Annotated in this window: 23 protein-coding genes and 3 riboswitches; of the genes, 7 read left to right on the top strand and 16 right to left on the bottom strand. The window is 42.3% G+C overall.

The window, feature by feature from the left end:
* Window positions 1-121: 121 nt before the first annotated feature.
* Entirely contained in the window at window positions 122-460 is a 339-nt protein-coding gene (locus ACH8E3_RS11575) for a L,D-transpeptidase (RefSeq protein ID WP_458632794.1), read from the top strand.
* Between the two features lie 6 nt (window positions 461-466).
* Here ACH8E3_RS11575 and ACH8E3_RS11570 read toward each other — a convergent pair whose 3' ends face one another.
* Window positions 467-1,282, bottom strand: a complete 816-nt coding sequence (locus ACH8E3_RS11570; RefSeq protein ID WP_458632793.1) for a squalene/phytoene synthase family protein — start codon at window positions 1,280-1,282, stop codon at window positions 467-469.
* Between the two features lie 104 nt (window positions 1,283-1,386).
* Entirely contained in the window at window positions 1,387-2,193 is an 807-nt protein-coding gene (locus tag ACH8E3_RS11565; RefSeq protein ID WP_458632792.1) for a glycoside hydrolase family 25 protein, read from the bottom strand.
* Window positions 2,194-2,325: 132 nt separating this feature from the next.
* On the opposite strand from ACH8E3_RS11565, the gene ACH8E3_RS11560 reads away from it, so the two are divergent.
* Entirely contained in the window at window positions 2,326-2,925 is a 600-nt protein-coding gene (locus tag ACH8E3_RS11560; protein WP_458632791.1) for a YitT family protein, read from the top strand.
* 58 nt (window positions 2,926-2,983) lie between these two features.
* Here ACH8E3_RS11560 and spoVAE read toward each other — a convergent pair whose 3' ends face one another.
* From spoVAE to ACH8E3_RS11540, 4 genes are read right to left on the bottom strand one after another with little or no spacing between them, the layout of a single operon-like run.
* Window positions 2,984-3,334, bottom strand: a complete 351-nt coding sequence (spoVAE, locus tag ACH8E3_RS11555) for a stage V sporulation protein AE (protein WP_458632790.1) — start codon at window positions 3,332-3,334, stop codon at window positions 2,984-2,986.
* Entirely contained in the window at window positions 3,331-4,350 is a 1,020-nt protein-coding gene (gene spoVAD / locus ACH8E3_RS11550; RefSeq protein WP_458632789.1) for a stage V sporulation protein AD, read from the bottom strand. Before spoVAD ends, spoVAE begins: the two co-directional genes overlap by 4 nt.
* 1 nt (window position 4,351) lies before the next feature.
* A complete protein-coding gene (gene spoVAC / locus ACH8E3_RS11545; protein WP_458632788.1) occupies window positions 4,352-4,831 on the bottom strand; it encodes a stage V sporulation protein AC in 480 nt (159 codons plus the stop codon).
* A 38-nt stretch (window positions 4,832-4,869) separates the two neighbouring features.
* On the bottom strand, window positions 4,870-5,730 hold the full coding sequence (locus tag ACH8E3_RS11540; protein ID WP_458632787.1) for a DUF421 domain-containing protein: 861 nt from the start codon (window positions 5,728-5,730) through the stop codon (window positions 4,870-4,872).
* Between the two features lie 165 nt (window positions 5,731-5,895).
* On the opposite strand from ACH8E3_RS11540, the gene ACH8E3_RS11535 reads away from it, so the two are divergent.
* Entirely contained in the window at window positions 5,896-6,102 is a 207-nt protein-coding gene (locus ACH8E3_RS11535; RefSeq protein ID WP_458632786.1) for a DUF1657 domain-containing protein, read from the top strand.
* Between the two features lie 70 nt (window positions 6,103-6,172).
* Here ACH8E3_RS11535 and ACH8E3_RS11530 read toward each other — a convergent pair whose 3' ends face one another.
* The 8 genes from ACH8E3_RS11530 to ACH8E3_RS11495 form a co-directional block, all read right to left on the bottom strand.
* A complete protein-coding gene (locus tag ACH8E3_RS11530; RefSeq protein ID WP_458632799.1) occupies window positions 6,173-8,497 on the bottom strand; it encodes a universal stress protein in 2,325 nt (774 codons plus the stop codon).
* Window positions 8,498-8,499: 2 nt separating this feature from the next.
* Window positions 8,500-9,096, bottom strand: a complete 597-nt coding sequence (kdpC, locus tag ACH8E3_RS11525; RefSeq protein WP_458632785.1) for a potassium-transporting ATPase subunit KdpC — start codon at window positions 9,094-9,096, stop codon at window positions 8,500-8,502.
* A gap of 67 nt (window positions 9,097-9,163) precedes the next feature.
* Entirely contained in the window at window positions 9,164-11,194 is a 2,031-nt protein-coding gene (kdpB, locus tag ACH8E3_RS11520) for a potassium-transporting ATPase subunit KdpB (RefSeq protein WP_458632784.1), read from the bottom strand.
* A 17-nt stretch (window positions 11,195-11,211) separates the two neighbouring features.
* A complete protein-coding gene (gene kdpA / locus ACH8E3_RS11515) occupies window positions 11,212-12,891 on the bottom strand; it encodes a potassium-transporting ATPase subunit KdpA (RefSeq protein WP_458632783.1) in 1,680 nt (559 codons plus the stop codon).
* 49 nt (window positions 12,892-12,940) lie between these two features.
* Window positions 12,941-13,018 carry a K(+)-transporting ATPase subunit F gene (kdpF, locus tag ACH8E3_RS11510; RefSeq protein ID WP_458632798.1) on the bottom strand — a complete coding sequence of 26 codons (78 nt, stop codon included), beginning with the start codon at window positions 13,016-13,018 and terminating at the stop codon, window positions 12,941-12,943.
* A gap of 146 nt (window positions 13,019-13,164) precedes the next feature.
* Window positions 13,165-13,560 carry a hypothetical protein gene (locus ACH8E3_RS11505; protein ID WP_458632782.1) on the bottom strand — a complete coding sequence of 132 codons (396 nt, stop codon included), beginning with the start codon at window positions 13,558-13,560 and terminating at the stop codon, window positions 13,165-13,167.
* Window positions 13,561-13,684: 124 nt separating this feature from the next.
* Window positions 13,685-13,868, bottom strand: a riboswitch (cyclic di-AMP (ydaO/yuaA leader).
* A gap of 28 nt (window positions 13,869-13,896) precedes the next feature.
* Window positions 13,897-14,093: riboswitch (cyclic di-AMP (ydaO/yuaA leader) on the bottom strand.
* A gap of 292 nt (window positions 14,094-14,385) precedes the next feature.
* Window positions 14,386-15,216 (bottom strand): hypothetical protein, encoded by an 831-nt coding sequence (locus tag ACH8E3_RS11500; RefSeq protein WP_458632781.1) that lies wholly within the window; start codon window positions 15,214-15,216, stop codon window positions 14,386-14,388.
* Between the two features lie 146 nt (window positions 15,217-15,362).
* Entirely contained in the window at window positions 15,363-15,665 is a 303-nt protein-coding gene (locus ACH8E3_RS11495) for an MTH1187 family thiamine-binding protein (RefSeq protein ID WP_458632780.1), read from the bottom strand.
* A 202-nt stretch (window positions 15,666-15,867) separates the two neighbouring features.
* Window positions 15,868-16,034: riboswitch (cobalamin riboswitch) on the top strand.
* 37 nt (window positions 16,035-16,071) lie between these two features.
* Here ACH8E3_RS11495 and ACH8E3_RS11490 point away from each other — a divergent pair.
* The 4 genes from ACH8E3_RS11490 (at window position 16,072) to ACH8E3_RS11475 (ending at window position 22,277) form a co-directional block, all read left to right on the top strand.
* On the top strand, window positions 16,072-18,045 hold the full coding sequence (locus ACH8E3_RS11490; protein ID WP_458632779.1) for an anaerobic ribonucleoside triphosphate reductase: 1,974 nt from the start codon (window positions 16,072-16,074) through the stop codon (window positions 18,043-18,045).
* On the top strand, window positions 18,042-18,548 hold the full coding sequence (gene nrdG, locus ACH8E3_RS11485; RefSeq protein WP_458632778.1) for an anaerobic ribonucleoside-triphosphate reductase activating protein: 507 nt from the start codon (window positions 18,042-18,044) through the stop codon (window positions 18,546-18,548). The genes ACH8E3_RS11490 and nrdG overlap by 4 nt, the downstream gene beginning before the upstream one ends.
* A gap of 41 nt (window positions 18,549-18,589) precedes the next feature.
* On the top strand, window positions 18,590-20,923 hold the full coding sequence (locus tag ACH8E3_RS11480) for a ribonucleoside-diphosphate reductase subunit alpha (protein ID WP_458632777.1): 2,334 nt from the start codon (window positions 18,590-18,592) through the stop codon (window positions 20,921-20,923).
* A 322-nt stretch (window positions 20,924-21,245) separates the two neighbouring features.
* Complete coding sequence (locus ACH8E3_RS11475; RefSeq protein WP_458632776.1) at window positions 21,246-22,277, top strand: ribonucleotide-diphosphate reductase subunit beta; 1,032 nt, start codon at window positions 21,246-21,248, stop codon at window positions 22,275-22,277.
* 423 nt (window positions 22,278-22,700) lie between these two features.
* On the opposite strand, the gene ssuE is transcribed toward ACH8E3_RS11475, so the two are convergent.
* On the bottom strand, window positions 22,701-23,249 hold the full coding sequence (gene ssuE / locus ACH8E3_RS11470) for an NADPH-dependent FMN reductase (protein ID WP_458632775.1): 549 nt from the start codon (window positions 23,247-23,249) through the stop codon (window positions 22,701-22,703).
* 157 nt (window positions 23,250-23,406) lie between these two features.
* Window positions 23,407-23,607: a hypothetical protein gene (locus tag ACH8E3_RS11465; RefSeq protein ID WP_458632774.1), complete on the bottom strand. Its 201-nt coding sequence runs from the start codon at window positions 23,605-23,607 to the stop codon at window positions 23,407-23,409.
* Between the last annotated feature and the right edge of the window lie 99 nt (window positions 23,608-23,706).

Below are 23,706 nucleotides of genomic sequence, written 5' to 3'. Positions count from 1 at the left end.
GAGAATGCGGAGAGTCTGTCTTCGCTTGTAGAAAATCTACTTTTGGGACAGCCCCTTATTTATTGTATTCACATTTATAATCTTTATCACATATCCTTTAATCAAAGGAGTGATCCATTCTATGACGAATTACCGAATCATTGTAGATCTCTCAGATCGAAGGTTATATTTGCTCGATTCAAATGTTGTCGTTAGAGCATTTCCTGTGGCCATTGGAAAAATGCTCACCCAAACCCCATATGGTGAATTCACCATCATTAATAAACAGTTGAACCCAGGGGGCCCCTTCGGTGTACTATGGATGGGACTGTCCAAGCCCCACTATGGCATCCACGGTACAAATGATCCTTCCTCCATTGGTAAGGATGTATCACACGGTTGTATCCGAATGTATAATAAGGATGTTCTACTACTATCTACGTATGTGCCTATACACACTCGTGTAACCATCCGCCCGTAAGCAATCCTATCTAACCGCTCCACTCACAATTTTGAGAACAGAGACGCGATTTAACTTGGATTTCCCTGCTACGATAGCATCCAGTGTTCCATTGGCAAGAGCCAAAGGGATTTTACAGAAATTGTAAATAGGATCCAACTTAATACGATTTGTATAAGATTCAGCGATCTTTAAGTTCTGACGTGCATATTCTATCATCTCATCGAAGCTCCAGCCTGGTGGATGAAAGTTCACCCCACGCTCTGAATCTTCAGAACGGTTACTAATAATATTCACCAATTGAAGACCTCGTCCGAATGCGACGCTTTGGTCTTTATTTACGTCATCCTCACCATACATCGTCCATAAATCAGAGAGCATGATTCCAACTAGACCCGCTACATAATAAGTGTAATCATCCAAATCTTCTTTATCTTGGATCTTCCAATCCTTCACAACCCATTTAGCCATACCTTCAGCCATCGTTGAAGTATATAGACAGATCATCTCTTTCGTCTGCTGTGGCGCCAACCTAACCCAATCTGCGAGTCTTAGACTCACTTCAGGAAGTTTCTTCTTATACGGCTCGAATAATTCAGTGAACTGAGTCTCTGTAAAATTCGTTTTTAATAGTTCAGCAACAGCTCCCAATAGTGTAACTTTATCTTCTTTAGGAAGTGTCTCATGGTCTTCAATCTCATCAATTGCCCTCATGCTGAGATAGCCCGCAGTAACCGCTTCTTGCAGTCCTTTTCCTAAGTGGCTGATGGGTATAATGAATGTTCTGCTGGTTTGGGCTAATACTTTATTAGCATCTTTAAGTAATGTCGCATTCTCTTTCATAGTTCCACTTCCTTCCCAACGCTCATATCCGTCTCTAATTGGTTGTACGATGTAATTATCATACAATATATTCTACTTAGATGCACATCAGGATCAAATCCTTATCATTTCTTGTTCATAGCTCTACTAAGAATTGTGCCCAGCGTGCCCATATCTATCACATCTGTTGCCTTCCAATCCGCCGATATTCCTAATTCATCAATTAGATATTGTCGTCCGTCTTCTTTCCATAAGGGGGCTTTACCATTCGGTTGTGTGGAAGGTGGCTTTGGCTTGATACCCCCATACTTATGCATCAATTCCTCCTTCGTACCCTTATATTCATTCATGTCCACATTTCCAGATATTCCGTTGACTTTGCCTGTGCTAGAGTATTGCAGGAACTCCCATGCTTTCCACCCGCCTCGATCTATCGGACTACCATCTTTATGATAATAGGCATACCATAAGGGAATATCTGAGAAAGAAGTATCTAAGGACGTATCGATAAAATTGGGGAATGTATAGATCAAAGGGTACTTACCTGTCCGTTCTTTGAAGTATTCCACCCATGCCCTTACGGTTCTCACAACATTAGCTTTGCTTCCCGCTTCCTTCGTCTCAATATCTAGTACTAATGGTAATCTTAGATCCTTAGCCACAGGTGCCACCGTAGATAAAAAATGATCCACCTCAGCCTTTACACTTGCTGGACTATTTGCTCTTGAAAAGTGATATGCTCCTACCAATAACCCCGCCGCGACTGCACTTTTTACGTTAATTAGAAATCTCTTATCCTGAAATGTGCTTCCTTCACTTGCTTTAATGAATGTAAAGACTTTACCGTCTAATCGCACTTGCTCCCAGTTGATCGTTCCCTGCCAATGTGAAATATCAATGCCTTGTGCATGGTTTGAACTTCGCTTTTGCATATCATCACCCCTTTATATAATAGATGATGATTTGCTAGTCATTGCCTGTACGTATTCATAGATGGTGCATTAATCATGTATTTGAACAAACAATCATATATATGAGACATGCCATTTGGGGAGCTGTCTATCATGTTATATTTTCGCAAGCTGATCATTATTGTAATAGGTAGTTTATTGATAGCGATAGGCACAGACTTTTATCTTGTCCCTTTTAAAGTATTAGACGGTGGAACGATTGGTATTGCATTAATTATGAACTACTTGTTCCAGTTCAAAACGGGATTGACGATTATCCTATGTAGCATTCCGATCTTCATCTTCGCATGGGTTAGAAACCGTGTATTCTTCTATAACAGCATCTCTGGCATGTTAATATCATCGCTGTTCATAGAGCTATTAGTCCCTTTTCAGTATCATTTCCTATATTATATCGAACTAGGACCACTCACCAGCTCCATGTTCGGGGGATTCTTTCTAGGATCAGGCCTTGGACTTATGTTAAGACATAACACGAGCACAGGGGGTACGGATCTAATCGCCAAATTAATCTCTAAACACACTGCTTTGAATGTTGGACTCGTTATCTTTATTATCGATGGGGTCGTGATTGGAATCGGTGGCTTTCTTATTTCATGGGAGACCTTTTTCTACTCTGTCATTTCCATAGCTTCCGGGGGACTTGCCACAGCTATTTGTACTTTAGAGGGTTCTTGGAGAAGTACGCATTAATACACCATGTTATGCTATCCGAATGGACAATCCTTATAGCACAACATGGTGTATATTGTTATCCTTTGGGTTTGACTAGTAATGCGGAGATGAAGGAAAAGATTATCGCTGCTGATATCCCTGCGCTAGTTACTTTAAAGATACCCGTTATAATACCGATTACGCCATCCTTCTCAAGCTCCGTAAGTGCTCCATGAACTAGCGCATTCCCAAAGCTTGTAATCGGAACGGTAGCACCCGCACCAGCGAAGCTTATCAATGGCTCATACCACCCTATTCCATCCAGAATTGCACCTATAACCACTAGCAAAGTCATTGTATGTGCAGGATCTAACTTAAATACATCGAAACAAATCTGTCCAAACAAACAGATCGCACCACCCACAAGAAAAGCCCAAAGAAATATCATGTGTGAGCACCCCCCGCTTCAATAGATACCGCGTGAGCGATACAAGGTATGCTCTCACCTTGTTGAAAGCTAATAGGAGATAATAATGCTCCTGTTGCAACAACAAGGATTCGTCTGAGTTCACCCTTGCGCATACGATTCATTAAATGTCCATAGGTAACAACGGCGGAACAACCACAACCGCTAGCTCCAGATTGAACTGACTGCGTATCATAATCATAAATCATCATACCGCAATCTTGGTATTGTGTTTGATGCATCGGGATCTTATGTTTCTCGAATAATTTGCAGGCAATCTCATAACCTACCTTTGATAGATCACCTGTCACGATAAGATCATAATACGAAGGCTCTATATTCATATCACGGAAATGTGCCTGGATCGTATCTACTGCAGCAGGAGCCATAGCTGCTCCCATATTAAATGGATCTGTAATTCCCATATCGATAATTCTGCCAATCGTTGCAGAAGTGACCACAGGTCCATCTCCTTGTGCAGATACAACCGCAGCTCCCGCTCCGGTAACAGTGTACTGAGCTGTAGGTGGCTTCTGTGACCCGTACTCTGTAGGATAACGGAACTGCTTCTCCACACTTGCATTATGACTGCATGTCCCAGCCAGAGCATATTGGGCATATCCAGAGTTAACCATCATCGCGGCGATAGCCAAGCTTTCCATCGATGTGGAACAAGCACTAAACACTCCTAGATAAGGAATGGCTAATGTTCGGGCGGCAAAGCTACTACTGATAATCTGATTCATTAAATCGCCACCGATGTAGAACTGCACTTGCTCCTTCGTTAGTCCAGCATTCTCTATTGCTAGTTTAGCAGCTTCCTCCATCAATACCTTCTCTGCCTTTTCCCAACTATCTTCCTCCAACATCGAATCCCCATGAATGATATCGAAATCCTTGGCAAGTGGCCCTCTTCCTTCAAAAGGTCCCACTACAGTCGCCTCTCCAAGCAGAACGGGCTTATTCTCGAACACCCAGCTTTGATGTCCCTTTAACATGTTATGATCCCCCCCCACCCTGAATCAGCCATGTTACAATCCCCACAACGAAAGCTGCAACGGTACCAAATACAATTACGGGACCTGCAATTTTGAACATCTGACCACCTACACCTAGGACGATACCTTCACTTCGATGCTCAATCGCTGCAGAAGCCATGGAGTTCGCGAATCCAGTTACAGGGACTGCCGTTCCAGCACCTGCCCATTGAGCAATTTTATCGTATACACCTAGACTTGTAAGTATGACAGAGATCAGAATCATAACAGCAACTGTAGGGTCTGCCGCCGTCTTCTCTGTAAAGCCTGCCCAATGAACGAACATCTCTTGAACGGCCTGTCCGATCAGACAGATGGTTCCCCCAGCAAAAAAAGCACGTATACAATTTTTTAGAACGGGTCTTCGGGGTTCAACTTGTTGTGCTAGTTGCTGATATTCTTGTTGTGTTGGGGTTAGATTTTTCATCTTATTGTTTGACATGAAGATGCCTCCTTTATTCGTGATATATATATATGTTGTTAGCGAGTCAGAACTGGACGAACGAGATCAATGATCTTGTCCAATTGATTCGCACTTTTCTCATACATTTGTTTGGATTGTTTATGGCTAGTAGATAGGCTGAACATTTCTAGATCCGCTTCGCATTTCTTCAATGTGGCATATAACGCTGCCTTATCTTGTGGCTTGGGAACAATCAATTGGTCATCGAACAGATCGACGTACAACTGACCATATGAATCAACCTGACCTAGGAACACATTTTCGATGGCCACACCTATTTTCTCCAACTCTACATCTAACCATTCCCGACTCAATCCGATGGTCGCAAGTGGCTCATTCATAATATTCCCGTCCATGATTACCGCTTGCGGCTCTTGTTCTGGGGCTACTGTAATACCTAATGAACTCGGTGTAATGGGCTGATTCTCCTTGACCAATAGCACATTAATTTCACCGCTGGACTCCATGACCGCAAATTCGGCATCAGCTACTCTAAATACATTCTTGCTTCTAAGTTGCTCCATTAATTCGTCCAAGGTCAGCCGTTCTTTTTTCAAATTGTCCTCTAGAACCTTACCGTCCTTTATCAGAACTGTTCCTTTACCATCGAGGATATCTCTTGCTTTCTTACTCTTTATCGTTATGAATTCTATGCCTAAAGAACATGCAACCCATACAACCATCGATATCAGCCCCAGATGCCATGTTCCATCCATTTCAATGGGTATTGTTGCGGCAAGGCTACCGACAGTAATACCGGTTATGTATTCAAATAAGGAGAGTTGGGACACCTGTCTCTTCCCCAGTAACTTCGTCATTAGAAAAAGAGCAACCAGTGTTAATATCGTACGTATCGCAACTAACATCCATTCCTGCATATGGACTTACCTCCCAAGTGTTATTACAAGTAAGATGTCCCCAAAAGGACAATATTAACCGAATGCAACTTATCTTCAATTAAATGTATAGCTCGAAATGATGGTGGTTATATTATGTTCGTTACTGTCTAAATAATGGATATCACGAAAAAGGGGTGAATGATAATGACTGTCGCTTCTCAAGTAAAGACATGTCTAGCTTCTTTAAAAGGAGCTCAAGCCAGTCTTGAACAATTCGCAATAGAAACACAAAATGAAGAAGCCAAAACAACGTTTACCAATGCTGCTGAACAAACGCAACAAATCGTGAATCAAGTAGCCACTCGTGTACAACAATTAGAGAATGAAGAACCACAATATAAAGGATTCTGAATAAGCCAAGCACACCAAAAAGACCACTGGACAGGGCCTCATATGCCTTGTCCAGTGGTCTCTTTTACATTTAAAGTCGTGCCACAATAAGCACATCCATATGTCTAGCTGTGCGCATTATACGCTTCACAATGGATCCTTTCCATATTCTATGGATGAACCGGAGCTTCGATTGACCTACAATCATCTGTGTCGCGCTATGTTCGTTCGCCAGGGTAATTAGCTGTGTTGCAATATGACTACGACGTCCTACCTCTTGAATCATAAAGCGACCGCCTAGCTCTATCGTTAGTGCCTCTAGCAGCTGCAATCGAGATTGCTCTTGCTCTGTTTGTGCTGTTTGTTCTGATTTAGTGATCTGTACGTACGTCACATACCACCTTGCTTTGAGTCGATGAGCCATTCGGAATCCTCTACGTATTAAACTTTCCGCGTGAGGAGATAATTCTATACATACGAATATGACCTCTTGCCTCCGCCAAGATCCTCTTAAGGAATCGGTTCGGTCCCACGCTTCTAATCGTTCATCCACATCATCTGCGACTTCCCTTAGTGCAAGCTCACGTAAAGCGATTAGGTTTCCTGTTTTGAAAAAGTGATCTAACGATTGTTGCACTTTATCAAGCGCATATACCTTCCCTTCCCTCAATCTGTGTTGTAGGGACTGTGGCGCTACATCAATTAACTGTATTTCATCTGCTAGACGTATAATATGATCAGGAATGGTCTCTCTTACCCGAACGCCCGTAATTTGCTCAACCGCATCATTTAAGCTTTCTAAATGCTGAATATTCACGGTCGAAATGATAGAAATGCCTGCGTTCAGAATCTCTATCACATCTTCGTATCTTTTCTTATTTTTACTGCCCGGAACGTTAGTATGTGCTAATTCATCTACGAGCACGACATCCGGTAGCTGTCGAATAATCTCCAACGTATCCATTTCTTCAAGCTGCACACCCCGATAATCCATCACTTTCCTTGGAATCTGACGAAGTGAACCGATCTGATCTTTTGTCTCTTTACGTCCATGCGTCTCTAGGAAGCCGATCCATACATCCGACCCCATTCGTTCCAGATCATTTCCCTCTCGCAGCATAGTATATGTCTTGCCTACCCCAGGTGCAGAACCAATATAAATCTTAAACTTACCTCGCTTGATTCTTTCAATATGTTGATCGACTTCTTCAGAACTTAAACGACGATACACCGTGCTTTCATTTATCCCTTTTACTTTGGTAGGTAGAATACGTTCACCCTTATGCTCTGCTCGATCTGCAATAACAAATACATCGATATTCCATGTCTTTTTAACAATGTCATGAATGATCGAACCTTGCCAATATTCTTGCCAGATCGTTTGCTTGGAATGACCCAGTACGATCCGCGTTGCTCGATGTTCCATCGCATACTTAACTAAGTGATTAGGAAGTGACCTCCTACCACGGAAAGGAAGCTCCTCAAATCTACCCTTTAATTTTTCAACCAACTGAATCAGTGAACTTTTGTAAATTTGAGCTTCTCTGCTTGCTTTCTGGCGTGTATTTCGAAAGGCAACAACATCAAGATCCCCATTCAGTCGCTTTGCAATTTGTTGTCCCCGTCGAACGTACAGAGAACTATTCCAATGGTATTGAACAGATACTAGAATCTTCTCCGAGACACCCGTAGGGCCAATATGACCCCTATCCTCGTTGTGCTTCTCCAATGATTCATTCACACCATAAGCAACATGCCGAAGAGCCAATTCACGTAATATCGCTAAATTACTCCGATTGAACACGGTGTCCATCTGATCCTGATGAAGATGAAATTTACCACTTGCCATTCTGTTTAATAATGTTTCTGGGGTGACATCAATAAGTTGAACCTCATCCGCTAGTACTAGCGTATCGCTCGGTACGGTATCTTCTACTTCAATGCCCGTCATTCTTCTCGCTGTTTCTTCTACACCTTCCAGATCGTATATATTCGCCGTCGTGATCACACTAATTCCTTGAACAAGCAAGTATTGGATATCTTCAAGTCTTGTCAGAAATCGTGCATCAGGTCTATTGCGATGTGCAATGCCATCCACTAGAACAACCTCTGGATTTCGTTCTAAAAGAACATCTACATTCAAATCTTTCTGTTCGATCGTATTCTTCGTCCAATGGATACTGGGGACTCGCTCCAAGTCTGCCAGCTCTTCTACCGTTTCAGATCGCTGAGATGTCGTAACCGCACAGATCACGACATCTATACCTTGCGCTTTAAGCATTTGTCCCTCTCTTAGCATATGATATGTTTTTCCTGAACCACTTACGGCACCTAGGAAAATCTTTAATCGTCCTTGACGCAACTTCTGAATAGACAGAAGGATTTCCCCGGACGACTTCCTTTTGAATGTCTCCATCACTATTTAGTCATTTCTTCCATAGCCATATTCAACAACAAGACGTTGACTCTAGGTTCACCGAATACACCCAAGTCCCGGCCTTTCGTATGGGATTCCACCAATTCGAGTAATGTAGCTTGATCCATCCCCGTCTGATGGCTGATTCTTGCGATTTGGACCTTGGCTGATGCAGGGGATATGTCTGGATCTAGTCCGGAACCTGAGTTCGTCACTAGATCAACAGGGAGCTGGGAGATAGGCACTTCCGGATTAGCTACTTCCCAGTTCACGATAGATTCCTTGATACGTACCAACAGTTCTGGATGCGACGGAGCATAGTTGTTAGAACCAGAACCTACCCCATTATTCTCAATACTGGATACACGACCTTGGAACATTGCAGGATTACTGAATGTCTGCCCTATGAGTTGTGACCCCACGACTTTACCGTTTCCATCCTGCACCATGCTACCATTCGCTTGTTGAGGAAAAGCCACTTGTGCAATTCCAGTACTTACGACTGGATAAATCAAACCACACAGTAATATCATCACAAGACTGACACGCACAGCGATACCTATGATTGAATTTTTATTGGATGTCTCTACATGATTCATGTTTGTTCCCTGCCTTTCTCCATTGTTACCTATGATCTATTCTACAAAGTGATCTCATCGCTATATCTTATATCCATATGTGTACAAAAAGGTCGATGATTTTAATTCCAACAAAGGGACTGATCACGCCACCAAGTCCATAAATAAGCAGATTGCGACTTAGCAATTTACTTGCACTCATCGTTTGGTATTTAACACCTTTCATAGCAAGCGGAATGAGTGACGGGATAATTATCGCATTAAATATAAGGGCGGAAAGAATCGCCGATAACGGTGAACCTAAGTTCATGACATTCAGTACATTCATTTCTGGAATAGAAACCATAAACATCGCTGGTATAATGGCGAAGTATTTCGCTACGTCATTCGCAATACTAAAGGTCGTTAACGCACCACGCGTCATTAATAATTGCTTACCGATGGCAACAACCTCAATAATCTTGGAAGGATCTGAATCCAGATCCACCATATTAGCTGCTTCTTTCGCTGCCACTGTTCCGCTGTTCATAGCTAAACCTACGTCAGCTTGTGCAAGTGCCGGAGCATCATTCGTACCATCACCGGTCATAGCAACTAATTTACCCTGATCTTGCTCACGGCGAATGACGGCTATTTTATCTTCCGGTGTACTTTCCGCAATGAAACGATCCACCCCTGCCTCACGGGCAATCGTCGCTGCAGTCAGAGGATTATCACCTGTACACATGATGGTCTCTATCCCCATTTGTCTCAATTGCTCAAATCTCTCTTTCATACCTGGTTTAACCGTATCCTTAAGGTGAATCAATCCATAAATCACGCCATCTACTGCAACCGCAAGCGGTGTTCCACCATCAGAAGCAATCACATTCGTCTTTGCTTCCAAATCGATAGGTATAAGTCCTCCTTGCGACTCAACCCATTTCCTCACAGAGTCAACGGCTCCCTTACGTACCTGACGGCCGTCATTAAGATCGATACCGCTCATGCGTGTCTGAGCTCTGAATTCAATAAATTCACCACCTGTTGCAAGTTGATCCTCTACCTTATAATCAAGTTTTCTCATCAGTTCAATGACAGATCGGCCTTCCGGCGTCTCATCCTTCAACGAGCTGATCCCTGCCCAATGTGCTAACTCACTTTTATTTACTATGCCAACAGGTATAATCTCACTTGCCATTCGATTGCCGAATGTAATGGTTCCCGTCTTATCAAGAATCATCGTATTGATATCACCAGACGCTTCAACCGCTTTACCTGACATCGCCAACACGTTGAATTGAGTGACACGATCCATACCAGCAATACCAATAGCAGATAGTAACCCACCGATTGTTGTTGGTATTAAACATACTAATAATGAGATAAGGACTGGAACCGGCAGATCAATCTGGAAATGCTTAGCGATGGGTGCCAGGGTAACCACAACAATTAGGAATATCAGCGTCAAACACGTAAGTAACGTATTCAGCGCAATTTCATTTGGCGTCTTCTGACGCTTCGCACCTTCTACAAGCGAGATCATCTTATCGATAAAGGATTCGCCTGGATCGGAAGTAATCCGTACAACAATTTCGTCGCTGACTACTCGTGTCCCACCCGTTACGGAGTTGAAGTCTCCCCCAGCCTCCTTGATGACGGGAGCAGATTCACCTGTGATCGCTGATTCATCTACCGACGCCAATCCTTCAATGACTTCTCCATCAGATGGAATCATCTCTCCCCTCGAGACAATAACTACATCACCTTTACGTAAATCTATTGAATTAACAACTTTAATCTCCGAGCCTATACGTTGATTAGCTTGAATCTCCTGCTTACCTTTCTTCAAGGCATCCGCTTGCGCCTTCCCGCGTCCTTCTGCTAAAGATTCTGCAAAGTTAGCGAACAAGATCGTAAATAGCAATATCAAGAATACTGTGATATTAAATCCTATCTGATCTTGCGTTGCAAAATAACTTGGAAATAGTACCATCATCAGTACAATGAATGTCCCGACCTCAACTACGAACATAACGGGGTTTTTAATCATAAACTTTGGATTCAATTTAATAAAACTTTCTTTTACAGCATGTCTGGCTATCTCACCATTGAACATGCTGGTACGGTTATTACTCATCGTTCAAGCACCTCGTTCTAATGGAGTGTTAAAAATTCGGCCACAGGACCCAAAACAATGATTGGAAGGAAGGTTAGCGCCCCAATCAATAAGACAACACCAAGCAAAATAACCATAAATAATTTATTATCTGTACGGAATGTTCCAATCGTCGGCGCTACACATTTCTTAGCGTGTAATGAGCCCGCCACAGCCAGCATGGCAATGATAGATACATAACGTCCAAAGAACATACTCATGCCTGTTGATACGTTCCAGAATACGTTGTTATCTGCAAGCCCTTCAAATCCCGAGCCATTATTGGCTGCAGATGAAGTGTATTCATATAAAGATTGCGTTAAACCATGGAATCCTGGATTACTGATGGAGCCATATCCCAATGGGGTCATAAAGGAGATCGCCGTAGGTACTAAAATAATAAACGGATGTACCAGTATAACGAGTGCGATTAACTTCATTTCCTTCGCCTCAATTTTACGACCTAAGAACTCTGGCGTTCTCCCTACCATAAGTCCACAAATAAAGACCGCTAATATAGCGTACATAAGCATGTTCACAAGTCCAACACCCTTACCACCAAACACGACATTCAGCATCATGCCCGCCAGTGCTGCCAATCCACCCATAGGTGTTAATGTGTCATGCATATTGTTGACCGATCCCGTAGTTGCTGACGTGGTAACAGTAGAGAATAACGTCGATTGTGCAATACCGAAACGGACCTCTTTTCCTTCCATACTCCCTTGCGAAGAATCAATACCTAATGCATTAATCGCTGGATTACCCGTCTTTTCGGATATATAACTAACGCTTAATAGAATCATGAATAGAATCATCATAGATGAGAATATAACCCATCCTTGTTTCTTGTTCTTTGCAAACAGTCCGAACATATACGGTAACGATGCCGCTAAAACCCACATACTTAAGATTTCAATAACATTCGTTAATGGACTGGGGTTCTCAAATGGATGGGACGAGTTGACTCCAAAGAATCCACCACCGTTTGTTCCAAGATGTTTAATGGATTCCAGTGACGCGATTGGGCCCATCGCGATTTGTTGCGTTACCCCCTCAAGCGTTGTTATCGAAGCTGTTGGCTCAAATGTCTGTGGTACTCTTAAGCCCACTAATACGATCGTAACAAGAAGTGCTAATGGCAGATAGATACGAATAATGGCTTTGACGAAATCCTCGAAGAAGTTACCTACACCTTTCGCATGTTGAGTAATTCCTCGAATAAAGCAGACTGCAATCGCAGCTCCCGACGCTGCCGAAGTGAACATCATCATTGTAATGATGGCCATTTGTGTGAAATACGTCAGACCACTCTCACCACTGTAATGCTGAAGATTGGTGTTGGTCATAAAGCTAATGATCGTATTCAGAGCAAGCGATGCTTCCATATTCGTATTGCCCGACGGATTTCCTGGTAGCCATCCTTGCAGACGGAGAATGAAGTAACCAAGGAACACTAATACTGCATTAGTAGCCATTACACTCAGTGCGTATTGTTTCCAATTCATGCTGTTACGGTTTCTCAAACCGATGATCTTGTAAATACCACGTTCAATAGAACCAAATATGTTATCCGTGCGATTGGGTTCATTGGAGAATACATGAAACATATAAGTACCTACCGGCTTTACCAGCAGTATTAGCACAACAATCACAATTCCTATTTGCAGTAAGTCCATGCTTTATATCCTCCTTAAAGGGGTGAACTCTTCATATAATGAATCTTGTCTAGAATTTTTCTGGATTGATCAACGCATAAATGAGGTAGATGAAGATGACTATCATCAACGGAATCAGAATAATCATTGCTCCCCTCTCCCCCTATCTACCTGCTGTTCGCACCAATGTGTGAATAACAACAATAAACCGAAGCTACTGACTAAAGTAATGACCATGTAAACATCCATCATTATGGGTATGCCCCTTTCTTATACCGATTCTGTTCCTTCATTTTATTTCTCTGTTAGAAATCCAACATCCCCATTTTTCGTGTAAATGACATGATCTGCACCCAACCCTCTGTATATACCACGTGGGTTCCAATATCGAGTGACGATGCAAATCGCTTGAGAGGTCCACGGGCGGCAAATCTGAAGGTAACGACAACTCAAGTTAAGACTACTCTCAAAAATATAGATTCTTCCCACGTCAACCTGCGGGATGACCCATCTATTCGTTTTAAAGGTATCAATACGTATAACGTTCTCTACACCCATGTTCCGAAATTTCTGTTCTTCTACACGACTGTTTGTTAAAACTACGAATTTCCTTTTCATATCCATTAAGTGGATTATAAATTTAAGCCCATCCTCATTAGGAGCAACTACCATAATGCTCACATCGTCCATACCCAGAGCCTCCCATACATTTTAAAGGCAACAAAAAAGAAGCTCAGTGAAAAGGTGCTTTTCCCAGAGCTTCTTCGTAAGTTCATGATTAAATAAAACATGAACCAGCCAGAAGGCGGTTTGCTGCCTCTCCCTGTACGCTTACGAGGTTAGCTGTCGGATTCGGGCGAGGAAGTCGCCCTATTCTCAAGTCATTTAACACACACTCAAGAAATTCACCCCATAGAACTATCCGTTGTATCCACAGCAGATATTTCCGATTGGTTCCCCCGTTTCAGTAGTTACACTGAATTCAGCGTTCAAGACCATATCTCAATAACATTTACATATCACATTTCACTCTCAACCTTTTGCTTACGAAGTTAGCTGTCGGATTCGAGCGGTGAGAGTCGCTCTACCTCGTGAAGACTTCATGGTCCCCACAAGGATTCACCCCTGTAGCTACCTAAATTCGACTCTCACACCGAATAAAGATAACCACTTTTGGTTCCTCCGTTCTCCATCAAATGACGGAAATTCAGCCGCATTAACGATTGAATTTATTACCAATCTCTATTTCAATATGAATATTACACCCGTCGCGATCACCCGTAAAGGTGACTCAATGCCTTTCTAGAAGGGAATAAGTAGCGTGTAGATTGATAATAGCGATTACAAATTCAACTATCTCTATCCAAGTCATTCATACTCGCTATATCTCGGTTTCTTGTAAATATATTCATATTTTTGATGATTGCAACACAAAAAGGGTGCCACAGTAAAGTGGCCACCCTATATAATTGTATACCTATCTTCACGAGTGGGCTTGTAGTCAATCTAGACGAATTAAGGATTCTCCACCGTGACAGCCCCCACACTCGACGTCAGTGATAATAATGGCCCGCCCCCATTCCGCTCACTTTTTCCTTTGGGTGCTCCAACCACTTGACCAACATCGCTTTTCGCTTCGATTGTACATTTTAGTTGCTCAGCTAGGATTGCCTTAATACTTCCAACGTCCGTCTTTGCGCTCAGGGTGCTCTTGCTATCCATTTGCTGAATTCCCACAACAACACTGCCAACATTAGATGTGATTGTGGATTTCCCAACAATATGTGCTCCATCAATATCAATCGTGCCTACATCATTATGAATATCATAGGTTCCCGTTAGATTATGAAGCTTGATTTCACCTACGTTACTTCCGATATTAAAATGATCTACGGTTTCAGGTAATTCAACCTTGTAATTAATCGTAAATTTGATGAGGCCGTATTCCTCTTTCACCCATTTCCACATTTCCATTTTCTCCTTACCTTTGGGGTGTGCACTAACTTTTATTTGGTCCCCTTGTGTAATTACCGAGATCTCTGTCTGACTAATAATCTCATCATATTTGGATTCGTGTGAAGGCTTATTCGGAAATAAGAGCGTTGCGATCACTTTCATCTGGTCACCTGTAGTCGCTGTTACTTCAATGCTACCAACCTCATTTTTCAGAATCAATTCCGTTGCGGAACCTACCCCTTCTGTGCGTGAGATTTCTTTATGTATGCCGTCTTTCGTTAACTCCTTAGACCAATCAGAGACTTTATTCCCCATATCATCGTTGCATCCAACAAGTAATAGGACCGATAGTGCCACAACCGCTATGACTGATTTCTGTATTCTACGCATATCTACGAACCCCCAATTCAGTGTTATATTATTCCATCATTATACTTCATTAGATAATCAATAGAATCAATCTACAGACTAGTCAAATACTGGACTTTAGTCGGGGGACAGTACAATAACGAAATATAGAATGTTCTTCTTGTGACTTATTTCAATTTATCCAACACTGAATTCAACTTTTGTGCACTAGAAGAAGCCTTGTCTCGACGGTCATCCAACTTCACAGATGTAGAGACTCGTTGTGCTCCCGATAGAAATGGTGATTCATGTAATGCAGCAATAGCACGCCACACTAATTCAAGAGGTCCTTCAATAATGGTACTCATGGAAGTGAGTTGATACGTTATGCCTTCCTGATCTTTCAGAACCCGCTGCATGTCCGCAACATAAGCACTAAGACTCGTCGTTTGTGTTCCTATTGGAATAACCGTTACCTCTGCAATTGCCAAATGGACTTCCTCCTCTATCATTTCTTGATCTATTGTAACCATTTCATACCCTTTTCATAAAATATACCATAGAATTTTCATTTATGTTCGCTAATGTAAGTCGTAGAAGGGATGGCAAAGTTTTCACACCGCTTTCAAGAATGGATTTCATTAATTCATGTTTACAAACACAACATATTGAGTTAGATTTATATAGCACCACTAAATATAGTGCAAAACAGGTGATCCAACATAACAACCATTGTCGGGTCTTAATAGGGAAGTATGGTGTGAATCCATCACGGTCCCGCCACTGTAACCCAAGAATCAGATGAAGTACAGATTGATTTACTTGGGAAGTCAGATACCTACCTGTTCAACATACGCAACAAATCCTACGCGGAAATAGGAAAGGTGGAAATGAATTATGGTATTAATGGAATCTAGAAGAACTATTACATTAGAAGAACAAATGCTTCAAGAAGTATCAGCTATGGGACATGATATTACAGAAAGTCTAAATGTAGAAATGCTGCGTGAGAATGCCAATCTAAATGGAGAAAGCTTCTCCGGTAAAATAGGTAAGTTCGGTAGTGAATATGCGAAATGGTACGCAAGATATTACATAATCCCTAAGACACTGATGAATGCTGTTGATGAGAATGATCTATACGTTCATGATCTGGATCAATATGCGGTGGGCAGCACGAATTGTATCTTCATTCCTTTTGACAAACTGTTAGCACGAGGATTTAGTACAGGCAATGGAAGCGTCCGAACACCACAGTCGATTTCTACGGCTATGGCGCAAGTAGCCATTATATTTCAATGTCAGCAGAATTCTCAATATGGCGGCGTTTCCGGAAATAAACTAGACTATGATTTAGCGCCATATGTGGCCAAGTCATTTGTGAAGTATTTCCAAAAGGGGTTACACTACTTCAATGAGAATACGGTAGTCGAAGCACAACATATGCAATTAGGTAACCTAACGTTATCCGAATCACATCCACGTTCCTATTCTTTTGCGACGCAAGAGACTAAGGCAGAGTGCCTTCAAGCTGCTGAGAGCTTAATCCATAATCTAAATACCATGTCTAGCCGCGCGGGCGGTCAGATTCCCTTTACCAGCATTAATTATGGGACATGCACGACCCCAGAGGGGCAGATGGTTATCGATAGCTTACTCATGGCAACGATGAATGGATTAGGAAATGGTGAGACACCTATATTCCCCATTCAAATCTTCAAATGTAAACAGGGAATTAATCAATCCCCTGGGGATGCTAACTATGATCTTTTCTTAAAAGCGATAGAATGCTCAACAAAAAGACTCTATCCCAATTTCGCCAATCTCGACGCACCTAGCAACCTTCAGTATTACGATCCAACAGATCCAAATACTGAATTCGCTACAATGGGTTGTCGCACACGTGTTCTTGCTGATCGACATGGTCGCAACCATTTATCAGGTAAAGGTAACTTATCCTTCAATACGATTAATCTTGTCAAATTAGGTATTAAGCATGGTGTTGTGAGTGGCAATGCCTTTCCTAATGAGCTTGGTTTCCAACAAGATCTGTATCATTTCTTAGATATTGCACTTGATGGCCTCTTGCACAGATACAAGATTCAAGCTCGCCAACCTGCCAAAGCTTCCGACTTCATGATGCGTGAAGGTGTCTGGGAAGGTGGCGAAGCATTAGGTCCTGACGATACCGTAGAAGATTGCTTGAAGCATGGTAGCTTGTCCATAGGATTTATTGGTCTTGGTGAATGTATGAAAGCCATGTATGGTAAACATCACGCTGAGAGTGAGGATGTTCATACCAAAGCATTAGAGCTCATCTCCGCTATGCGTCGCTACTGTGATATGAAGAGTGAAGAGCATGATCTTAACATCACTTTAATGGCAACGCCTGCGGAAGGCCTTTCTGGTAAATTCACCAAGAAGGATCGAGAAGTATTCGGCTCTATTCCAGGTGTAACGGACCGTGAATACTATACCAACTCCTTCCATGTGCCGGTGTATTATGATCTTCCCGCCGCTCGCAAAATATCATTAGAGGCTCCTTTCCATGAATTATGTAATGCTGGAGCTATCTCTTATATTGAATTGGATGGGAATGTACGTACGAACCAAAGCGCTTTTCTAAAAATAGTTCAATATGCCTTATCGCAAAATATTAGCTATTTCAGCATTAACCATCCTATTGACCGGTGTGGAACTTGCAATTACGAAGGTATTATCGGCGAAATCTGCCCTCACTGTGGAACCAACGAAGCAGACGTTCCGATGTATCGTCTACGTCGTGTTACAGGTTATCTAACGGGTGATTACCAGACACGCTTTAATGCTGCCAAGCAGGCAGAAGTAGGAGATCGGGTCAAACATCGATGAACATTTGTGGCTACTACCCAGAATCCATTAATGAAGGTAATGGCCTACGGGCTGTTATCTTTCTTAGTGGTTGTCGCCACCGCTGTCCCGGTTGTTTCAACCCAGCCACATGGAATTTCAACTATGGTGAACCGTTTACGCAAGAACGTCAACAAGAGATCATTACTGAAATGGCTAATAACCCATTGCTTGATGGCTTAACTTTAGCTGGAGGAGATCCTTTCTTCTCAGCAGATGAAGCAGCAGCTTTTCTTGATCAAGTTCATGCTGTTCTTCCTAACTTCTCCATATGGATCTATACAGGCTATGTATATGAAGATCTGGTAGCATCTGTCGACTCTGCGGAGTACCGATTGTTGCAGAAATGTCACGTTGTTATTGATGGTCCTTTTGTAGAATCTTTAAAAAATATTACTATCCCCTTCCGTGGGAGTACAAATCAGCGTATTATAGATATTCATGCAAGTTTAAGACATCACGATGCTGTACTGTTGGAAATTTAATTATCACAAATTGAAATATCCATGTTGAAAGGAAGACATTCATGCCACATTTCGTAGTAAAACCAAATAATCGCCAGCTCGCTTTTGATGAATCACGTATCTCCATTTATACAGATCGCCTTCTTCAAGGTCTAGAGACTCTTAACAAAGACCAATTGATCCGCGGTGTGACTTCTAAGCTCCGTCGTGATGAAGTTACAGGAGAAGAAATTAGCAATGCATTTACCATGTCTGCCCTAGAGCTTGTTACGAAAGAAGAACCGAATTGGAAATTTGCCGCTGCTCGCTCTCTGCTGACTAGTTTATATAAAAAGGCTGCACATCACCGCCGTTATAAATCTTACGCCGATGAGCCTTATGGTGCGTTTTATCCGCTAATTACAGATTTAGTGCACAAAGGAATATACAGAGAAGAACTACTTGAATACTATACCAAAGAACAGATTCAAGAGCTCGGTGAGCTCATTGATTATAAACGTGATCTTTTATTCGATTACATTGGTCTCTTAACGTTAACAGAGCGTTACCTTACGACAGACTTCGATGGTCATATTATGGAACTTCCACAGGAACGTTATATGATTATCGCCATGTTCCTTATGCACAAAGAACCTGCTGAACGACGTATGGAGCTTGTGATGGAATCGTATTGGGCTATGAGTAATCTATATATGACGGCTGCAACACCTACGATGTCTAATGCCGGTAAAAAAGTGGCTGGACAGCTCTCCAGTTGCTTCATCGACACCGTTGATGATTCATTAGAAGGTATCTTCGATTCCAATACGGATACAGCTCGACTTAGTAAAATGGGCGGTGGTATTGGGGTCTATCTCGGTAAAGTAAGAGCACGCGGTTCAGATATTCGAGGACATAAGAACACAAGTTCAGGTGTCATACCTTGGATTCGTCAACTGAATAACACAGCTGTTAGCGTAGACCAATTGGGAACACGCAAGGGTGCTATTGCCGTATATATTGACGTGTTCCATAAGGATATTCTCGCATTCCTCGATCTCAAGTTAAATAATGGTGATGAGCGTATGAGAGCACATGATGTGTTCCATGGTATCTGTATTCCTGACCTATTCATGAAGGCTGTAGAGAACCGCGAAATGTGGAACCTATTCTGTCCTCATGAAGTGAAGAAAGTCATGGGTTGGACAGATAGCAATGGGCGTCCACTCGGACTTGAGGATTTCTACGACGAAACGCTAGGTCAAGGCTCATTCAGTGATAAATATGCGGAAGCCATTGATCATCCATCGTTATCCCGTATTACGGTTCCTGCCATCGATATCATGAAGCGTGTAATGAAGTCGCAACTAGAGACAGGTACGCCATATATGTTCTACCGTGATACCGTCAATCGGGCTAATCCGAATAGTGCACATGGTATGGTCTACTCCTCTAACCTATGTACAGAAATTATGCAGAACCAATCGGCAACGGTAGTGGAAAAGGAAGAACTCGTAACAAAAGACGGACAAACCAGAATTATTATCACCAAAGTACCTGGTGATTTCGTTGTATGTAACTTGAACTCCATTCACTTAGCTCGTGCTGTACCCGCAGGCGTATTGGATCGACTCGTTCCGATTCAAGTTCGCATGCTTGATAATGTCATCGACATTAATAATATTGAGGTGCTGCAAGCACAATATACGAATAGTCAGTACCGTGCCATCGGTCTAGGTACGTTCGGACTTCATCACTTGCTAGCTCTTGAAGGTATTCGCTGGGAATCCGAAGAAGCCGTAACCTATAACGATCATCTCTATGAGAAAATCAACTACCTGCTTGTTCGTTCGAGTATGGAATTGTCCAAAGAGAAAGGTCACTATCCGAAGTTCAAAGGGTCCGACTGGGAAAGTGGTCAGTACTTCACACAACGTGGCTATACAGATGGTCAACATGAAGGTCAATATGTAACAACAGCACAGTGGCAGGAGCTTCAACAAGATGTGCAACACAACGGTGTGCGTAACGCTTGGATGTTCGCTATTGCACCTAATGGTTCAACTTCCATTATTGCCGGTTCCACAGCAAGTATCGATCCATTATATGAGTTGCTATCTTATGAAGAGAAAACAACGTATAAGATTGCTAATCCAGCACCAGATCTTTCTGAAAAGACCATTTGGTTCTATAAAACAGCGTTTAACCTTGACCAGCACTGGTCCATTAATATGGCTGCTGCCCGCCAACGCCATGTGGATCAAGGCCAAAGCTTCAATCTATACGTGCGCCCTGATATTAAAGCGACTGATTTCCTATCGTTACACCTTCATGCATGGAGTTCAGGTATGAAGACTACGTACTATGTACGTAGTCGGGCGCTAACGATTGATGAATGTGAGAGCTGCTCGTCATAAGCCTTTCGATCCCTCCCAAACCCTCCCTTCCAAGCATATGCTTTCGAAGTGAGCTTCCCAACGGAAGCTTTCAGGAGGGCCCTAAGGGCCCTGCCCTCTGGACACCCGAAACTATTTGGTGGAGTGAGGGAGTTCGGCGCTGGATATGAGGAGAGTCTCGAGCTAGGAGCGCTTATCGTCCCCCCCCTGTTCGCTTCGCGAATACGTTACGGTGGGACCCGCTTCACTTCGTGGCGAGTAGCTCTGACTTTGTGAGCTACGCATCCTGTTCGCTTCGCGAATACGGAAGAATACAAGTATTATTGATAAAGGAGTAATAGAAATGAAATTGCAACAAATTTTTAATACAGAAGCACCTAACCAATCGACTCGAATTATTCAGGGTGAATGTTCCGGTATTCTGAACTGGAACGATATTCGTATGCCTCATATGTATAAATTGTATAAGGTACTATTGTTAAACCACTGGATCGCGGATGAGATTCCAATGTCTAAGGATGCACAACAGTTCGCAGGATTGGATCCTGAGGAGCAGCGTGTGTTCAAAATTAACATCTCACTACTTGCTGTATTAGATTCGATGCAGACGATGTTCGTTGGAGATGTGAAGAGATATTTCACAGATTCCTCGCTAGAAGCGATCTCAGCAATTATTGCTCAACAAGAAGTTGTGCACAACCAATCCTATTCGTATGTGCTGTCATCTATTGTCTCCGATCAGGAGCAGAAGGAAATATTCGAATATTGGAAGCATGATCCCGTTCTTCTAGAACGCAATCGTTTCATTTCAGATATCTATCAAAGCTTCCGTGATGAACAGTCGCCACAGACGTTCTTCCATGCGATGGTTGCAGATTTAATTCTTGAGGGTATCTTCTTTTATAGTACGTTTGCATTCTTCTATAACTTAGCTCGCGATCAGAAGATGATGGGTACAAGTCAGATGATCTCTTATATTCAACGTGATGAGAATCAACACTGTTATTTCTTCGCTGAGGTATTCAAGCAGCTACTTGTGGACTTCCCAGAACTCAACACGCAAGAGAACATGGCTTATGTGTACCGAACAATGGATGAAGCTGTTCAACTAGAGACGAATTGGGCGCATTACACGCTCAGCAACATTCGTGGTATCGATCTAAGGGAATTAGAGGATTACATCAAATATACAGCGAATAAACGTCTTACATTAATGGGAATGGACAAAGCTTATGAAGGTGTCGATGTGAATTGTATGCCGTGGATTAAGCCGTTCTCTGATGATGCTCTAAATTCTACAAAGACTGACTTCTTTGAAGCCAAATCTCGCAACTACGGTAAAGTAGGCGACGATAACGGGTTTGACGATTTGTAAGAAGTATGATCTTAATAACTAGCGAGGGTGGGAAGGGGCTTATGCTCCATACCCACCCTCTTCTTTTATTCTACTCTCAATGAACATTTAATTGAAATTCTAACGGCACACACAGACACTATTTCGCGAAAACATAACTCTATAAAATTCTAACGGAAGCACACACCTCTATATGCAAATAAACAACCTAAATACAGAGGAAAAGGCCAAATAGGGTCGCTCAGTTCTCTTAGAATTTGAAATGTACTATTTCTGCAAAATAAGGTCCTCTGCTTCCGTTAGAATACTTACGTGACTATATCCGATTATATTTTTATTCATCCTTCATTCATTGTCCTGTTTTAGTAACTACACTGTGGTCACGGGAGAAAGTCAGTTCTCTATGAACGTAAGGAATTCAATGTAGTTTCTTTCTTTGGTATCTTATTGCTTATGTTCGCTTCTGAGCCGAGTCTCCATAGCTAACTCTTCCAATGCCACATCCAGACGCAGCTGTAGCTCTTCAGCAATCTCCATCTTACCTTCATCCGTTCGCACAACCTGAGAATCTACCGTGTAGACACCACCTAGAATATGCCTTGCACCTAATGCAGACAAGACTGGCTTGAGCGCATAGTCAATTGTTAGTAGATGTGCCAAGCTTCCGCCAATGAACAAAGGTAATGTAATCTTACCGGCAAACCCCTTTTGTGGTACGAGATCTAGAAAGGTCTTTAGCACACCCGTATAAGAAGCTTTATATACCGGGCTTGCCACAATGACAGCATCGGCCTCTGCCAATAGACCGTTGGCTTTCACGATCGATTCACTTTCGAATTTGGTATGAATAAGATCTTCGGGAGGTAGCTTAGCTATATCGATTCGTGATACTTCAAATCCTGACTGAGTAAGAATATTCTCTGAATAATCAATAATGGAATGAAGTCTTGAGGTCATTGCGGGATGACCGTTTATAATAACTACCTTTGACATGTTGGCATTCTCCTTCTCTTCACAAGTTGTTGTTCGGCCAAGTGTAACGATCTGTACATATAAATGATTGACCTAAAAGAGCTATCAACCATAGTACATCTATGGTTGATAGCCCTTTTCATTATACCCTTATTATACGCTATTATAGAACTTATGATTAATGTCTCCACCAACTTGTTACTTTCATTGGTTTATCACATATCGATTCTTCTTTAGCGCCTGTTCGTTCAGGTGTGTGCAAGTTGTTACGTTCCGTTGCATATTCAAGACGGTGATACTCTTCTTGGTTAGGGCCTTGATCTCTAGAGTACTGAACACGAGTGACTACGCGCTGCATTTCGATAAATCCTTCATACATTAACTTCGACCCCCTCGAATGGATGCAAGCCTGCCCTGCCGTCAGTGATCCATTCTTAGCTACGAAGGGATACAGCAAGGATTGCCTGCTATATGCTTT

This window comes from Paenibacillus sp. CMAA1364, from assembly GCF_054373195.1.
The sequence above is the reverse complement of the archived record's forward strand: the minus strand, read 5'-3'. Positions and strand labels throughout refer to the sequence as shown.

What these genes read in the sequence shown, in the direction of transcription:
- ACH8E3_RS11535 (WP_458632786.1), top strand. Translation starts at nt 5,896, where the DNA reads ATGACTGTCGCTTCTCAAGTAAAGACATGTCTAGCTTCTTTAAAAGGA.
- nrdG (WP_458632778.1), top strand. Translation starts at nt 18,042, where the DNA reads ATGAACATTTGTGGCTACTACCCAGAATCCATTAATGAAGGTAATGGC.
- kdpB (WP_458632784.1), bottom strand. Translation starts at nt 11,194, where the DNA reads ATGAGTAATAACCGTACCAGCATGTTCAATGGTGAGATAGCCAGACAT.
- kdpA (WP_458632783.1), bottom strand. Translation starts at nt 12,891, where the DNA reads ATGGACTTACTGCAAATAGGAATTGTGATTGTTGTGCTAATACTGCTG.
- ACH8E3_RS11565 (WP_458632792.1), bottom strand. Translation starts at nt 2,193, where the DNA reads ATGCAAAAGCGAAGTTCAAACCATGCACAAGGCATTGATATTTCACAT.
- spoVAE (WP_458632790.1), bottom strand. Translation starts at nt 3,334, where the DNA reads ATGATATTTCTTTGGGCTTTTCTTGTGGGTGGTGCGATCTGTTTGTTT.
- ACH8E3_RS11540 (WP_458632787.1), bottom strand. Translation starts at nt 5,730, where the DNA reads ATGCAGGAATGGATGTTAGTTGCGATACGTACGATATTAACACTGGTT.
- kdpF (WP_458632798.1), bottom strand. Translation starts at nt 13,018, where the DNA reads ATGATTATTCTGATTCCGTTGATGATAGTCATCTTCATCTACCTCATT.
- kdpC (WP_458632785.1), bottom strand. Translation starts at nt 9,096, where the DNA reads ATGAATCATGTAGAGACATCCAATAAAAATTCAATCATAGGTATCGCT.
- ssuE (WP_458632775.1), bottom strand. Translation starts at nt 23,249, where the DNA reads ATGTCAAAGGTAGTTATTATAAACGGTCATCCCGCAATGACCTCAAGA.
- spoVAC (WP_458632788.1), bottom strand. Translation starts at nt 4,831, where the DNA reads ATGTCAAACAATAAGATGAAAAATCTAACCCCAACACAACAAGAATAT.
- ACH8E3_RS11465 (WP_458632774.1), bottom strand. Translation starts at nt 23,607, where the DNA reads ATGTATGAAGGATTTATCGAAATGCAGCGCGTAGTCACTCGTGTTCAG.
- ACH8E3_RS11560 (WP_458632791.1), top strand. Translation starts at nt 2,326, where the DNA reads ATGTTATATTTTCGCAAGCTGATCATTATTGTAATAGGTAGTTTATTG.
- ACH8E3_RS11570 (WP_458632793.1), bottom strand. Translation starts at nt 1,282, where the DNA reads ATGAAAGAGAATGCGACATTACTTAAAGATGCTAATAAAGTATTAGCC.
- ACH8E3_RS11480 (WP_458632777.1), top strand. Translation starts at nt 18,590, where the DNA reads ATGCCACATTTCGTAGTAAAACCAAATAATCGCCAGCTCGCTTTTGAT.
- ACH8E3_RS11530 (WP_458632799.1), bottom strand. Translation starts at nt 8,497, where the DNA reads ATGGAGACATTCAAAAGGAAGTCGTCCGGGGAAATCCTTCTGTCTATT.
- ACH8E3_RS11500 (WP_458632781.1), bottom strand. Translation starts at nt 15,216, where the DNA reads ATGCGTAGAATACAGAAATCAGTCATAGCGGTTGTGGCACTATCGGTC.
- ACH8E3_RS11505 (WP_458632782.1), bottom strand. Translation starts at nt 13,560, where the DNA reads ATGGACGATGTGAGCATTATGGTAGTTGCTCCTAATGAGGATGGGCTT.
- spoVAD (WP_458632789.1), bottom strand. Translation starts at nt 4,350, where the DNA reads ATGTTAAAGGGACATCAAAGCTGGGTGTTCGAGAATAAGCCCGTTCTG.
- ACH8E3_RS11475 (WP_458632776.1), top strand. Translation starts at nt 21,246, where the DNA reads ATGAAATTGCAACAAATTTTTAATACAGAAGCACCTAACCAATCGACT.
- ACH8E3_RS11490 (WP_458632779.1), top strand. Translation starts at nt 16,072, where the DNA reads ATGGTATTAATGGAATCTAGAAGAACTATTACATTAGAAGAACAAATG.
- ACH8E3_RS11575 (WP_458632794.1), top strand. Translation starts at nt 122, where the DNA reads ATGACGAATTACCGAATCATTGTAGATCTCTCAGATCGAAGGTTATAT.